General features: G+C 68.0%; 14 protein-coding genes and 1 tRNA gene. 7 read left to right on the top strand and 8 right to left on the bottom strand.

What is annotated here, in order from left to right; all coding sequences use genetic code 11:
- Nucleotides 1-39 precede the first annotated feature (39 nt).
- Nucleotides 40-456: a VOC family protein gene (locus tag EV138_RS15770; protein WP_133979681.1), complete on the bottom strand. Its 417-nt coding sequence runs from the start codon at nucleotides 454-456 to the stop codon at nucleotides 40-42.
- 73 nt (nucleotides 457-529) lie between these two features.
- Here EV138_RS15770 and EV138_RS15765 point away from each other — a divergent pair, with 73 nt between their 5' ends.
- The gene (locus tag EV138_RS15765; protein WP_133979680.1) at nucleotides 530-1,105 is read left to right on the top strand and encodes a TetR/AcrR family transcriptional regulator; all 576 of its coding nucleotides are present in this window, start codon (nucleotides 530-532) and stop codon (nucleotides 1,103-1,105) included.
- Nucleotide 1,106: 1 nt separating this feature from the next.
- On the opposite strand, the gene EV138_RS15760 is transcribed toward EV138_RS15765, so the two are convergent.
- Complete coding sequence (locus EV138_RS15760; protein ID WP_133979679.1) at nucleotides 1,107-2,084, bottom strand: NAD(P)H-quinone oxidoreductase; 978 nt, start codon at nucleotides 2,082-2,084, stop codon at nucleotides 1,107-1,109.
- A gap of 28 nt (nucleotides 2,085-2,112) precedes the next feature.
- Nucleotides 2,113-2,676, bottom strand: coding sequence for a molybdenum cofactor guanylyltransferase (gene mobA / locus EV138_RS15755; RefSeq protein WP_133979678.1), 564 nt, complete (start codon nucleotides 2,674-2,676; stop codon nucleotides 2,113-2,115).
- 44 nt (nucleotides 2,677-2,720) lie between these two features.
- Here mobA and EV138_RS15750 point away from each other — a divergent pair, with 44 nt between their 5' ends.
- The 5 genes from EV138_RS15750 to EV138_RS15730 all read left to right on the top strand — a co-directional run bounded on the left by EV138_RS15750 (nucleotide 2,721) and on the right by EV138_RS15730 (nucleotide 7,339).
- The gene (locus EV138_RS15750; RefSeq protein WP_166678607.1) at nucleotides 2,721-3,512 is read left to right on the top strand and encodes a carbon-nitrogen hydrolase family protein; all 792 of its coding nucleotides are present in this window, start codon (nucleotides 2,721-2,723) and stop codon (nucleotides 3,510-3,512) included.
- Between the two features lie 38 nt (nucleotides 3,513-3,550).
- Nucleotides 3,551-4,576 (top strand): Rv2231c family histidinol phosphate aminotransferase CobC, encoded by a 1,026-nt coding sequence (cobC, locus tag EV138_RS15745; RefSeq protein ID WP_133979676.1) that lies wholly within the window; start codon nucleotides 3,551-3,553, stop codon nucleotides 4,574-4,576.
- A 105-nt stretch (nucleotides 4,577-4,681) separates the two neighbouring features.
- Nucleotides 4,682-5,155 carry a BatC protein gene (locus EV138_RS15740; RefSeq protein WP_133979675.1) on the top strand — a complete coding sequence of 158 codons (474 nt, stop codon included), beginning with the start codon at nucleotides 4,682-4,684 and terminating at the stop codon, nucleotides 5,153-5,155.
- The gene (locus EV138_RS15735) at nucleotides 5,152-6,417 is read left to right on the top strand and encodes a cupin domain-containing protein (protein WP_133979674.1); all 1,266 of its coding nucleotides are present in this window, start codon (nucleotides 5,152-5,154) and stop codon (nucleotides 6,415-6,417) included. Before EV138_RS15740 ends, EV138_RS15735 begins: the two co-directional genes overlap by 4 nt.
- An 85-nt stretch (nucleotides 6,418-6,502) precedes the next feature.
- Nucleotides 6,503-7,339, top strand: coding sequence for a ferredoxin family protein (locus EV138_RS15730; RefSeq protein ID WP_369410826.1), 837 nt, complete (start codon nucleotides 6,503-6,505; stop codon nucleotides 7,337-7,339).
- Nucleotides 7,340-7,367: 28 nt separating this feature from the next.
- On the opposite strand, the gene EV138_RS15725 is transcribed toward EV138_RS15730, so the two are convergent.
- The 5 genes from EV138_RS15725 to EV138_RS15705 all read right to left on the bottom strand — a co-directional run bounded on the left by EV138_RS15725 (nucleotide 7,368) and on the right by EV138_RS15705 (nucleotide 12,676).
- Nucleotides 7,368-7,961 (bottom strand): gamma carbonic anhydrase family protein, encoded by a 594-nt coding sequence (locus tag EV138_RS15725; RefSeq protein ID WP_133979672.1) that lies wholly within the window; start codon nucleotides 7,959-7,961, stop codon nucleotides 7,368-7,370.
- A gap of 245 nt (nucleotides 7,962-8,206) precedes the next feature.
- A complete protein-coding gene (locus tag EV138_RS15720) occupies nucleotides 8,207-8,872 on the bottom strand; it encodes a Type 1 glutamine amidotransferase-like domain-containing protein (protein WP_133979671.1) in 666 nt (221 codons plus the stop codon).
- Nucleotides 8,873-9,060: 188 nt separating this feature from the next.
- Complete coding sequence (locus EV138_RS15715; protein ID WP_133979670.1) at nucleotides 9,061-10,284, bottom strand: MFS transporter; 1,224 nt, start codon at nucleotides 10,282-10,284, stop codon at nucleotides 9,061-9,063.
- Nucleotides 10,285-10,324: 40 nt separating this feature from the next.
- Complete coding sequence (locus EV138_RS15710) at nucleotides 10,325-11,554, bottom strand: MFS transporter (RefSeq protein ID WP_133979669.1); 1,230 nt, start codon at nucleotides 11,552-11,554, stop codon at nucleotides 10,325-10,327.
- A 201-nt stretch (nucleotides 11,555-11,755) separates the two neighbouring features.
- Entirely contained in the window at nucleotides 11,756-12,676 is a 921-nt protein-coding gene (locus EV138_RS15705; RefSeq protein ID WP_133979668.1) for an AEC family transporter, read from the bottom strand.
- Nucleotides 12,677-12,874: 198 nt separating this feature from the next.
- Between EV138_RS15705 and EV138_RS15700 the strand changes: the two genes are divergently transcribed.
- Nucleotides 12,875-12,963, top strand: a tRNA-Ser gene (locus tag EV138_RS15700).
- The last annotated feature ends 30 nt before the right edge of the window (nucleotides 12,964-12,993 follow it).

Here is a 12,993-nt window from a genome sequence, read left to right as displayed (position 1 = left end):
TATGCATACTCAGTATCCGCAGGTCAATGTCCCGGTGTGTCAGGAGGCGGGGGTGTTGGCGGCCAGCCAGGCGGGGTCGGGTGCCACCAGCTGGATGACGTCGATCCAGGTGCCTTCCGGGTCCCGGACGAAGAAGTGACGTTGGCCCCAGGGCTCTGTGATCACCTCGCCCTCGAGCCTGACACCGGCTTCGGTCAGTGACTGGGCGAGCTTGTCCGCGTCCTCGACGACGAAGCCGAACACGTTGGTGCTGTCCTTGGTCGCCGACACCGCGGCCGGCACCGACTCGTGGCCGCGCTGGGCGATGGCGAGCTCCCAGCTCGCGTCGCCGCGGCGTAGGCAGATGAACCAGCCGAGGTCGACCGTGATCTGCAGATCGAGGTGCTCCTGGTAGAAGGCGGCGACCTCCGCCGGGCGGGAGGTGACCACGGTCGCCCCGAAGGCTGCGGGTTGCATTCGTTCTCCTGACTACTACAGTTGTTGTTGTTAACCACGACAGTTGTAGTTCACAGCTGCTAGGCTTGTCAACGTGCCCAGGAATCCGGAACGTCGCATCCAACTGGCCGACGCGGGTCTCGCCGTACTGGCCGAGTCAGGCGCTCGCGGTCTGACCCATCGGGCGGTCGACGCTGCCGCCGGGCTGCCCGCGGGGACGGCGTCGAACTACTTCCGCACCCGCGACGCCTTGCTCGGCGCCCTCGGTGAGCGGATCTTCGAGCGCCTCGCACCCGATCAGGCCGTGCTCGCGCCGCTTGCCGAGCGCGAGCCGTCGATCGACCTCGTCGTCGACTACGTGCGCTACATCGTCGAGCGACTCCTCGGTCGACCGGAGCTCTCGCTCGCCCTGTTCGAGCTACGCCTCGAAGCGGCGCGGAATCAGGGTCTGCACGAGATCCTGTCGCGCACGCTGAGGCAGGGGTTCGATGCCGACGTGTCGTTCCACGTCCAGGCCGGTCTGCCGGGAGGCGCCGAGGAAGTGCGGCTGCTGCACTTCGCCATCGACGGTCTCGTCCTCGACCAGCTCACCCCCGGCACGGGCCGCCGGTACGACGTCGATGCCGTCACCGCCCGGATCGTCCGCCGCCTGGTTCGTCCCGAGGCGTGATTCAGAGGGTGAGGAGGACCTTGCCGGTCTGGGCGGACTGTTCGAGGGACTCGTGGGCCTGGGCGACGGCCTCGAGGGGGAAGGTGCGGTGGACGATCGGGCGGACCTTCTTCGCGGCGACCAGTGGCCAGACGTGGCCGACGACCTCGGCGATGATCCGGCCCTTCTCCTCGACGGACCGGACCCGCAGGCCGGTGCCGGTGATCGAACCGCGACGGCTCATCAACCGGCCGAGGTCGAGCTCGGCCTTGTTACCGCCCTGGAGTCCGATCACGACCAGCCGGCCGTCGTACGCCAGCGTTTTCACGTTGTCCTGCAGGTACTTCGCGCCAATGATGTCGAGGATGACGTCCGCGCCGGCCTTGTTCGTCGCCTCGTTGACCACCGAGGCCCACTCGGCTTCCTTGTAGTTGATCGCCACGTCGGCACCGAGCCGCGTGCAGAACTCCATCTTGTCGGTGCTGCCCACCGTGCAGAGCACGCGGGCGCCGTGCGCGACACCGAGCTGGATCGCCATCGTGCCGATCCCGGACGCGCCGCCGTGGACCAGCAGGGTCTCGCCTTCCTTGAGATGCGCGGTCATGAAGACGTTCGACCACACGGTCGCCACCACCTCGGGGAGCGCGGCCGCACTGATCAGGTCCACACCATCCGGCACGGGCATCACCTGCGGAGCCGGTACGGCGACCTTCTCCGCGTACCCACCGCCCGCGAGCAGCGCGCAGCACTCGTCACCGACCGACCAGCCCTCGACCTCGGCGCCGACCGCGGAGATCGTGCCGGACACCTCGAGGCCGAGCGTGCCCGGTGCGCCGGGCGGTGGCGGGTAGTGGCCCTGCCGCTGCAGCAGGTCGGCCCGGTTCACCCCGGCCGCGACCACGTCGATGACCACCTCGTCCACGGCCGGCGTCGGATCCGCGATCTCGCCGATCTTCAGGACCTCGACCCCGCCGGCGCCCTCACACACAACAGCTCGCATACAGGCCACCGTACTGGCTGCCGACCGGTCAGCGCGGGGTCAGGTCGGTCCAGGTGTCCGCGTCGTCGGCGGCGGGTGTCGGGTCGCTCCAAGCGAGGTCGAGGCCGGCGAACAGGCGGCGTACGGACTGGTTCCGGGGGTCGCCGATCGCCTCGAGAGCCGCAGCCAACGCAGTACGGCGGTATGCGGCGGCGAGGCGTTGTTCGCGGCCACCGCTGTCGCGGAGACCGAATCCGTCATGGTCGCCGATGTTCGTGATCAGCGTCGCGACGTCGGACTCGGTCAGCCAAGGCAGGTCGCACGAAACCACAACCACCAAAGGCGATTCGCCCTTGCCGAATCCAGCGGCGATGCCCGCGACCGGGCCGCCTGACGGTGGGTCCTCGGTCGCCCAGTCGACCTGACGGCAGACGGGCCGCTCAGGGCCGACCACAACGGTCGACCGCGCCGAATTGGTTGCCTTCAGCACCCGATCCAGCAAGGTGATGCCGTCCACCTGGATGAGCGCTTTGTCGACGCCGCCGAACCGCGCGGACGCGCCACCTGCCAGCACCACCGCATCGAAGTCCACGGTCCCAGTCTCCCGCGCCATCGCCAGGGACTGTTCTAGCAGCCCGAATGCGGCACCATGGTGGGGTGAAGATCGCCGTGGTGCAGACCGCCAGTACGCAGGACAAGGCCGCCAACCGTGAGCTGCTGGCGCGCCTGATCGCCGAGGCCGCGCGGGACGAGCCGGACCTCGTCGTCCTGCCCGAGGCGATGATGGCGGACTTCGCCGTGGACGGCGGATCGGTCGGGCCGTTGGCCGAACCGCTGGACGGCGAGTTCGTCAGCACCTTGCGCAAGAGCGCGGCCGAACACGGTACGGCGATCGTGGCGGGCATGTTCGAACGCAGTTGCGACGAAGCGCGCCCGTACAACACGCTCCTCGCGGTCGCTGCCGACGGCGAACTGCTCGGCGCTTATCGCAAGATCCACCTGTACGACGCGTTCGGCTATCGCGAGTCGGATCAGCTGACGCCGGGTGATGTGGCGCCGGTCGTGGTCGAGATTGCCGGCCGCAAGGTCGGGCTGATGACCTGCTACGACCTGCGATTTCCTGAGTTGTCGAGGGCGCTGGTCGATGCCGGTGCCGAGATCCTCGCGGTGCCGGCAGCCTGGGTGCGCGGTCCACTCAAAGAGCATCACTGGACGACCCTGCTCACCGCCCGCGCGATCGAGAACACCTGTTATGTCGTCGCGGCCGCACAGAACGGCAAGAAGTACTGCGGACTGAGCCAGATCATCGACCCGCAAGGCATCGCGATCGCCGCTGTCGGTGAGGCAGACGGACACACCACCGCCGAGATCAGCGCAGACCGCCTGACCCGCATCCGCACTCAGAACCCCTCCCTCCAGAACCGTCGCTACACCGTCGCTCCACGCTGAGCCGCCCCTCACCTCGCCGGCCGGGTTAGCCTCCTGGGGTGACGGTGGACGGATTTGATCTGGAGCATCACGGTGACCTCGAGGTCGGAGCTGGACTGGTCGACCTCGCGGTGAACGTCAGGGCCGGTACGCCGCCGCCCTGGTTGCTCGACGAGATCAGCGCCGGCCTGACCGATCTCGCGGCGTACCCGCGTCAGGACGCTGCCCTCGCCGCGATCGCCGCCCGGCACCAGTGCGCGCCCGAGCAGATCCTGCTGACCGCCGGTGCTGCCGAGGCGTTCGTGCTGATCGCGCGCGCGTTCCGCCCGAAGCACCCGGTGGTCGTCCATCCCCAGTTCACCGAGCCCGAGTCAGCGCTCCGGTCGGCCGGTCACCTCGTCGATCGCGTCGTACTCCGGCCCGAGAACGGCTTCGTCCTGGAACCGGGTCTGGTCCCGGCCGACGCCGACCTCGTGGTGATCGGCAATCCCACCAACCCGACGTCCGTCCTGCATCCCGCCGACGACCTGCGGGAACTCGCTCGCCCCGACCGGATCCTGGTCGTCGACGAAGCGTTCATGGACGCCGTGCCGGGGGAGCCGGAGTCCCTGGTCGGCGCCGCGATTCCTGGGCTGGTCGTGATCCGCAGTCTGACCAAGACCTGGGGTCTGGCCGGGCTTCGGATCGGTTACGTGATCGCCGCGCCCGGGCTGGTCGAGCAACTGGCCGCAGTACAACCGCACTGGCCCGTGTCCACTCCTGCGTTGGCTGCCGCGATTGCTTGCAGCAACGAGCGTGCGATGGCCGAGTCGTCCCAGGCGGCGCTGGAGATCGAACGCCAGCGGGCCTATCTGCTGGCCGGCTTGGGCACCGACGGAACGACGTACGGCGTACCGCGTGGGCCGTTCGTGCTGGTGCGAGTAGAGGGTGCGGCCGCGATCCGGGAGGCGTTGCGGGAGCGGGGATATGCGGTGCGGCGAGGCGACACTTTTCCGGGGCTCGGTCCGGAGTGGTTGCGGATCGCGGTCCGGCCGGAGTCGGTCACGGACGGGTTCTTGAAGGTCTGGCGGGACGTGCTCGGCTGATTGCTGCCCAACCGAGTGCTCGCTGTAACTGAGGCAGGGGTTTAGGCCCGGTCTACTTTGCGCACAGGGGATACACCGAAAGCACTTCTCGAAGGGAGCAGCATCATGGGTTTGAACGACGACGACATGACGACCTCGTCCGGCGATGGCGAAGGACTGGCCGATGGCGGCGCGACACCTGGTGCGCACGACGGTGGTGCCGATGGTGGCGCTGACAGTGGCGCCGGCGATGGCGGGCAGTACGGCAACTCGGGCGGTTCCGACGAAGGACTGGCTGACGGCGGGGCAGCGGCCGGTGCGCACGACGGTGGCGCCGACGGCGGCGCGGAGGGTCCCGCGGACGGCGGTGCTTCCTCCGGTGTGAGTGACGGCGGTGCCGATGGCGGCGCGGACAGTGGCGCGGGTGGCGGCGGTTCCGAGGGACCGGCCGACGGTGGCGCCTCGGAAGGCGTCAGTGATGGCGGTGCTGACGGTGGTGCCGGTAGTGGCGGCGAAGGGCCTGCCGACGGCGGTGCGGATCCCAGTGCCACAGACGGTGGTGCCGACGGCGGTGCGAGCGGGAACTCCGGCAGTTGGTGAACACCCAGCCGGAGACCGGGCAACGATCGGACGGGCAGCCGTCGGACGGCTGCCCGGCTCTCCGGCGCTGTGTGACCGGTGACCTCGAAGAGTTTGCCGCCAACTACTGGGGCACCCAGGCGCTGCTGTCACCTGCTCCGGACGTCCCTGCCGGCGGCTTTGCCGACCTGTTCAGCTTGGGAGCAGCCGACGAGCTCCTGTCACGCCGCGGACTCCGTACGCCGTTCCTGCGCATCGCCAAGGACGGCTCGGTTGTCGGCGACAGCCAGTTCACGGGGGCAGCTGGGGTCGGTGCGGAGATCGGTGACCAGGTGCGCGACGACAAGGTCTCCGCGCTCTTCGCCAGCGGGCACACCGTCGTACTGCAAGCACTCCATCGCACTTGGCCGCCGCTGGTCGACTTTGCTACGCAACTGTCCGTCGAAGCTGGTCATCCGGTGCAGATCAACGCATACATCACACCGCCGCAGTCGCAGGGGTTCGCTGCGCACTACGACGTACATGACGTCTTCGTGCTGCAAGTGGCTGGTGAGAAGCACTGGACCGTTCATGCTCCAGTGCATGTGGACCCGTTGCGGAACCAGCCTTGGACGGATCACTCCGCTGCCGTTGCTGCAGCTGCTCGCGATCAGGAGCCGGTGGTAGACGCAGTACTGCGTCCCGGCGATGCGCTGTATGTGCCGCGAGGATTCCTGCACTCGGCCAAAGCTCTTGGTGGAGTCAGTGCGCACCTGACCGTGGGGCTGCACACGCTCACTCGCTACCTTCTCGCGCAGGAGTTGGCCGCGCTCGCGGCGAACGAGGCCGAGCTGCGGACCGCTCTACCGCTCGGCTTCGACTCTGGTGATCCGGAGCAAGTTGCCCAGCAGTTGGAGAAGGTCGTGCCGTTGTTGACCGAGCAGATCCGTACTGCGTCGGCCGACGAGCTCGCAACCCGTCTGCGCCGTCGCACGTGGTCCGGCAACCGTCCTGCGCCGTTGGGGCCCCTGGCTCACGCAGCAGCCATCACGTCACTTGCCGTCGGTACTGCGGTTCGCTTGCGCGCGGGTCTGCGTTTTCGGCTCGTCCCGGGTGATCCGGTGCTCCTGCAGCTTCCGGACCGCACGATCTCGTTGCCCGCAGCAACTAGCGACGCGGTCGCCAGGGCTTGCTCGGGCGAGGTGGTCCGGGTCGGTGAGTTGCCGGGACTGGATGAGGCCGATCAGCTCGTGCTTGTCCGACGGTTGATGACCGAAGCTGTTGTCGTCGCCAGCTCGCAGTGAGCTGTTGTGAGCTGCCGTGAGTGAGGCGAGGTATCAGCCGGACACCGGTTGTGCGGCAACCGCCGAACGACGCGGCGACCTGCTGATGGCTTCGGCGCCTCCGGCTGAGCGTTGGCTCCTGATCGAAAGCCACGACTCGTGGGCACGTGAGGCGCTCCACTCTCTCGGGGGCGCGGCCGGTGCGCTCGGGGCGGAGGTTGCTCGGGTGTGTCGTGAGGCGGGGATCCGGCCGGTACTGATCCGGCGGTACGGGCGGGTTGATCGGACCGCTCCCCGTCGGTGGGCAATGGTGGACAGCCGGCCGGGGCGGGAGTCGGTGCGCTGGGGCTCGTTGTCGGCGGACGAGCAGTTGTTGGACGTGCTGGCCGGTCGGGTCGAGGGTGAGCCGAGTAGCGAACCGATCTATCTCGTCTGCACCCACGGTCGCCATGACGCGTGCTGCGCCGTACGGGGCCGGCCGATTGCGGCAGCCCTCTCGGCTGCCTATCCCGAGCGGACCTGGGAGTGCAGCCACGTCGGCGGCGACCGCTTCGCCGCGAACGTCGTCCTCCTCCCGCACAGCCTCTTCTACGGTCACGTCTCGCAGTCGCAGGCGGTCGACTTGGCCAAGCAGTACGACGAAGGCTTTGTCGTCCCGGAGTACTTCCGGGGCAGTGGTGCCGTCACCGCCCCGACCCAGGCCGCGCAACACTTCGCCCGAGCAGCTGGCCACTCGACTGCCGTCGGTGCCCTCCGCCCGCTCGCCGTCCAGCAGTCCGGTCCCGCCCGCTGGCGGGTCACCCTCACCGGTTCTGACGACAACCCCCTCCTGGTCGAGGTCGCGGCCCACACCGTCACCATCGATGCCCGCATGACCTGCGCAGCCCAACCTCCAGGCCACCTCCGTCAGTACACCCTCGAGTCCCCGCTCGCCGGACCTTGAGACTGTCGTCCACTCGTGCTGGCTCCGCTCAATCCACAGGGGTGTCGTCCAGGTGGGCTCCGTAGTACTGGGATTGGCGGGCCATGATTTCGCGCATCGAGGTGCCTCGGGGAACGCGGTACACCGTGCCGGGGAAGTCGAGCTCGCGTTGGACCGCCCAGAGTTCTTCGTGCCGGTCGGGCGAGAAGAGCTGAGCCGGGTCGCCGGCCGCGATCCAGCCGATCGGCAGGACCGTGCCCGGTTCCAGTCGCGAGTTGACGTGGAGCACGCTGTTGATCCGCAGTTCGGAGCGCGCGCCGGCTACCGAACCTGGGAACAGCGCGGCGCCCGTGGCGATGAAGACCTCTTCCTCGACCGTGGCGCCGTTCACGTGGGCATGTGGACCGACCAGGACCGCGTCGGCGATGAGCGCTGGATGGTCGGCCCGGCCGCGGACCAGGGCGTTCTCCATCACCACACTGTTTTCTCCGAGGCGAACCTCGCCGTTCTCGGCAGTCAGCACGGCCCCATGCAGGACCCTGCTGCCTTCGCCCAGCACAACTGCTCCACAGAGCACTGCCGACGGTGCCACGTAGGCGGATTCCGGCACGACCGGTCGCCGGCCGCGATGCTCGTACAACATGGTGTCCTCCTGTGTTTGCACCACCTCAACAGTCCGTGTCAGTTCTATCTGTGGTCGACGGATCCACAGCCCGGGCCCTCACTGCCCGGGCGGCCGTCGTCCGGATCGGCCGTCCACATCGGTGGTGGGAGGTTCGGCCGGGAGGACGAAGGTTTGGGTGGCAAGTGGTGGATCCGCGAGCTACAGGATGGACATTAGAACACCTGTTCGAGTGATGCAACAATCACTGACAAGTCAGTCGACGGCTACCCGGGGAAGGCCTTCCAGTGTCCTTCGGAGATGACCTCCACGGTCCCGTCGGCCACCTTGATGGCGGTCTGATCGTCGATGGCGTAGGCCGGACCGCCGATGCCGGCGGCCCATCTCTCCGCCTCGGCCATCGTGTTGTCCGGCATCTGCTCGTGGTCAACATGCGGGAAGATCGAGAAGTCGACGACCCCGAGCGCGCGATCGTCCGGGGCGGATGGCCAGTTGACGAAGTCGTCACCGATCCGCGGTGTCATCACCATGCTGCCGGCGCTGAGCCCTAACCAGACCGTCTCGGGCAGCGACGACATGAGCTCCGACAGCCCTGACTCCCGCATCCAATGGCACAGGTACGTCGTGTCGCCACCGTCCACCAGCAACACGTCGGCCTCGCGGACCCACGGCACCCACCGCTCCTCGCCGATGCTGGGCAGCGCGGTGAGTTCGAGGACGCCCACGGATGCCCAGCCCATGCTGGTCATATGCCGCGGAGGTTCGCCGGCGATGAAGCCCCGCACCGAGGCGGGCCCCAACATCGGATGGCCCCATTGCGCCGTGGGGATGCAGAGCGCACGGGACTCGGAGATCGGCTTGCCCAGCAGTTCGACCAGCGCATCGTGGATGCTGTCGTTCGTGACGCCTCCGGACGTGAGAAGGAGCTTCACAACGCCTCCTCGGTCAGGTGCGACGGATTCGTGTGACCTAGGCACCGCGGACGCGTCATCGCGTGACTCCCTTGTCTCTTGCCTGTGGCGCCCTCGATCGGCCCCATTCACCTGTCTACGAACAGTACGTTCCGGATCCGACAACTCCTGCCAGGAAATCTCGGTGCGCCCGCCCGACCCGGACGGTACTAGTCGCGACGGACAGCCGCGTGCGGAAGAACCCGCTCGAGCGCGACGATCGTCCCCGCCGCGAGCAGGGCCAGCAGCGAGATCGCGAGCCACGGGAACTCACGCCGTACCTCGAACAACTGGGCGAAGAAGCCGGGTGCCAGCACGCTCGCGAAGGTGAATGAGTACTGCCAGTAGGACAAGTACTTCCCATGCCCCACCTTCGGCGCGACGGCGGCCGCCAGTGCGTTGCCAGTCGCCGCATGCAGTACGTCGGCAGCGGCGAACACCATCGTCGCCAGCACCAGGCCCGGCACCACGAGGCCGGCGGGAAGGTGGAGCAGTCCAGCCATCAACACACCCCAGACTGTCCACAACAGTCCGGCCAGCACGAGCACATGGGTCTTCCGGCGCTTCTCCGTGTGCCGCACCACCAGCGTCTGCCCTGTAGCCAGTACTACGGACGTCGCGGCCAGCAGGACTCCGACGATCCACTTCGGAGCGGGCAGCGCCTCGGTCACGTACACCGGTAGCCCAACGCCGAGCAGCATCGTGCAGAGAGCCAGTACCGTGTTGGCCCCGATCAGCACCAGGAACGCCTTGTCCTTGCGCAGGAGAGGCGCCGGGCCGCCGCCCGCCTCGGCAGCCGCCTTACGGGAGTGTGCGACGTGGAGGCGTAGCAGCAGTACACCGGCGATGAAGAAGGTGACCGCATTCACCGCCATGGCGATCAGGAACGGCCGGTCGCCGTCGAAGCTCAGCAGAGCACCCGCAGCGAGCGCCCCGAGACCGAAGCCGGCCGCCTGCATCATTCCGCCCAGTCCGAACCACCTGTCCCGGTCGCCCGGGTCGGACACGTCCGTGAGCAGACTGAAGATCGCTGACCAGAACACTCGCTGTCCGGTCGTCGTGACCAGTGCGCAGAGGAACAGCAACCACAGCGAGCGGCCGAAGAAGAAGCCGACGAAGGCGAGCCCCTGCGCGAACTGGGCGCCTACTACCAGGTTGCGCGGCCCGACCCGGTCGATCACCACGCCGACCGCAGCGGGTGCGGCGATCGAGAAGAGTGTCGCCACGGTGAGCAGCACCCCGGCTGTGCCCAGTGGGATGTCGGCGACACGTACGAAGTACAGCAGCAGCAGCGGACCGGCACAGCCGCCGCCGAAGGAGTCGATCATCAATCCGGCGAGCAGCGGGAACCGGCCGCGGATGTTCGGCAGACCGAGGGCCGTGGCGGTGGGCATGAGGCGACGACCGTAGCAACCCGACGCCAGCAGCCCAACCCTATTTAGCCTCTGACCGCACAGACACCTGGCGTAGCGGTCGCCACGCCACCGCAGTCACAGCGACCATCGCTACGAACGCAACCAGGAACGGCGCAACCAGTCCGAAGCGCTGAGCCAGTACTGCGCCCAGCAGCGCCCCGAGCGCTGCGCCTCCCACTGAAGCGAGCAGGTAGACACTGTTCACCCGGCCCAGCAGCGCCTCCGGAGTAGCAAGTTGGCGCGCGGTGGTCGACACGATGCCCCAGACGACGGCGTGTACGCCGAACACGGCCATCGTCGTACCGGCGACCCACGGGTTCCGCGTGAGCGCCAGGACGAGGTGCACAGTCGTTTCGATCACCAGGCCCGCCCGGAGGAGGGTGAGGCTGCCGACCCGTGGTTCGAGCAGGTGGTACACGGGCATGCCGGCGACGGCTCCGATCGCACCGGCCGAGACCAGCAGCCCGTACTGCGTATCGGTGAGGCCGAGCCGCTCCCGGGCGAACAGCACCCAGGTCGCGAAGGCAGCGCAGAAGGTGATGTTCATGACGAGGATCGCGCAGGCGAGGGTGCGTACTCCAGAGTGGTTCCAGAGCCAGTGGATCCCCTCCCGGACCCCGGTCCACAGCGGAGGGCGGAGTGCGGAGCCGGTCCGCGGGCGGCTGGCGACGCGAGCGATCAAGGCGGCGGCCGCGGCGAAGGTGATGGCGTCCAGGATCAGCGGCACTCCGCTGCCGATCGCGAAGAGGAGTGCGCCGATGGGTGGACCACCGAGCTGGTTGAAGATCGTGCCGGTCGCCCAGAGACGGGCGTTTGCTTTACCGAGTTGCGGTTTCGGTACGGCGGTGACGAGGAGCGCTCCAGCCGCGTTGTCCGCGAGCGTCTCCGCCGTGCCGAGCAGGAACAGGGTCAGATAAACAGCCCACAACGGTGCGTGGTGCAGTAGTACGGCGAGGCCGAGCAGGCCGATGACCGCGGCGCGAAAGGTGTCGGCGGCAACGATCATCAGCCGGCGATCGAGCCGATCCACCAGGGCCCCGCTGAACAACGCGAAGAGCAGCCACGGGAGCTGCTGGACGAACGCCGCGGCACCGACCGCGGCCGGCTCGTCCGTGATCGAGGCGACGAGCAGCGGTCCGGCCGCGAGCATCGCGCCGTCACCGAGGTTGGAGATCGCCGAAGCGGGCCAGATCTTGCGGAAGTCCGGCCCGAGTTCGGCGGGCAGGACAGTGGACAGGAGAGATCTCATCGAAGCTCCAGAGGGCACGCTGAAAGACAGGACGGGCGGCGTCGCTGGACGCCACCGAACCGCCGGGTCGATGCCCTGGAGATCAGCAGCTACTGATCAGCGAGCGGACCGGACGGCGTGAGCCTTGCCCGTGGACGACGTAGACATTGCTCCCACCTCCTGTCGTGCCTCTGGTGGCGCCAGCCTAGCTGCCCGGTGACGTCAGGCGATCAGCGCGGTGACAAGGAGTACTACGGGCACGCTGGCGATGGTGCTGACGAAGATGGCGTCGCGGGCGAGCAGTGCGCCGCGGTTGTAGCGGGAGGCGATCACGAAGACGTTCTGTGCCGTCGGCAAGGCAGAGAGGACGGTGACGGCCAGTAGGGCTTCGGTGTCGAGGCCGATGATGAAGCGGCCGATCAGGTACGCCGACATCGGCTGCACCACCATCTTCAAGCCCACCACGAGACCCAGTTGCCCAGCGCTGACGCCGCGGCCCGGCAGCGGCCCCAGCCGCAGCGATACGCCGTACGCGAGCAGCATGGACGGCACTGCCATCCCAGCTACCAGCTCCAGTGGGTCGTTGAGCACCTGCGGCAGCCGCAGGCCGGACACGGCCAGGGCGAGTCCGAGTGCTGAGCCGACGGTGATGGGGTTCTTGAACGGGCGCGCCAGGACTGCGCCGACCGACAGACGGATGGGGCTGACAGCGGCGTCCAGCAGGGTCAGCGCAAGCGGCTGCAGGAGGAGGAGTTGCAGTAGTAGCAGTGGGGCAACCAGGGCCGCGTCGCCGAGCACGTAGGCGGCGATCGGCAGGCCTAGGTTGCCAGCATTCGCGTACGCCGCGCACTGGGCCGCCACTGTCGTTGTGGCGAGGTCATGGCCCTTGATGACGCTCACGGCAACGATCACCGCTACCGACACCACCACTGCACCGGCCAGCGCGACGACGTTGCCGGAGAACACAGCCTTGAGGTCGCTGGACTCCAGCACGGTAAGCAACAACGCCGGACTCGCCACGAAGAACGCCAATGTCGACAGCGTCCGCTGCCCCGCCTCGTCGATGATCCCGAGCTGCGCGAGCAGAATCCCCAACCCGATCAGCAGACCGATCGTCGCGAACCCGACGAACACCCCCTGCACCCGCCCCACACTATGTGCTGACCAACCGCGCCCATCCACCGGACCCACCAGTCGAACCAGTACCGAGGCAACCGACTGCGCCGGCCTTGAAGACCAGTACTTCGGGTAAGCGGCAACTCGGGTGCTCCGCGTCCGCTCCGCGCCCCGAGGCGCTATCCTCGACCCTCGGCAGCCTTGTCGTTCATGACCCGGCCGCCTGGAGGGTTCGCATAGTGGCCGAGTGCGCTGGTCTTGAAAACCGGTATTGCGGGTGACCGTAATCGTGGGTTCGAATCCCACACCCTCCGCTTTGTGCGTAGGCCGCCGGACGGGGAGGC

The sequence above is a fragment of the Kribbella voronezhensis genome, assembly GCF_004365175.1.
Classification (GTDB): domain Bacteria; phylum Actinomycetota; class Actinomycetes; order Propionibacteriales; family Kribbellaceae; genus Kribbella; species Kribbella voronezhensis.
The sequence above is the reverse complement of the archived record's forward strand: the minus strand, read 5'-3'. Positions and strand labels throughout refer to the sequence as shown.

Bases quoted from the DNA above. Each gene is read 5' to 3' on its own strand.
- EV138_RS15770 (WP_133979681.1), bottom strand. From the start codon at position 456: ATGCAACCCGCAGCCTTCGGGGCGACCGTGGTCACCTCCCGCCCGGCG.
- EV138_RS15760 (WP_133979679.1), bottom strand. From the start codon at position 2,084: ATGCGAGCTGTTGTGTGTGAGGGCGCCGGCGGGGTCGAGGTCCTGAAG.
- mobA (WP_133979678.1), bottom strand. From the start codon at position 2,676: ATGGCGCGGGAGACTGGGACCGTGGACTTCGATGCGGTGGTGCTGGCA.
- EV138_RS15740 (WP_133979675.1), top strand. From the start codon at position 4,682: ATGGGTTTGAACGACGACGACATGACGACCTCGTCCGGCGATGGCGAA.
- EV138_RS15730 (WP_369410826.1), top strand. From the start codon at position 6,503: ATGGCTTCGGCGCCTCCGGCTGAGCGTTGGCTCCTGATCGAAAGCCAC.
- EV138_RS15725 (WP_133979672.1), bottom strand. From the start codon at position 7,961: ATGTTGTACGAGCATCGCGGCCGGCGACCGGTCGTGCCGGAATCCGCC.
- EV138_RS15715 (WP_133979670.1), bottom strand. From the start codon at position 10,284: ATGCCCACCGCCACGGCCCTCGGTCTGCCGAACATCCGCGGCCGGTTC.
- EV138_RS15710 (WP_133979669.1), bottom strand. From the start codon at position 11,554: ATGAGATCTCTCCTGTCCACTGTCCTGCCCGCCGAACTCGGGCCGGAC.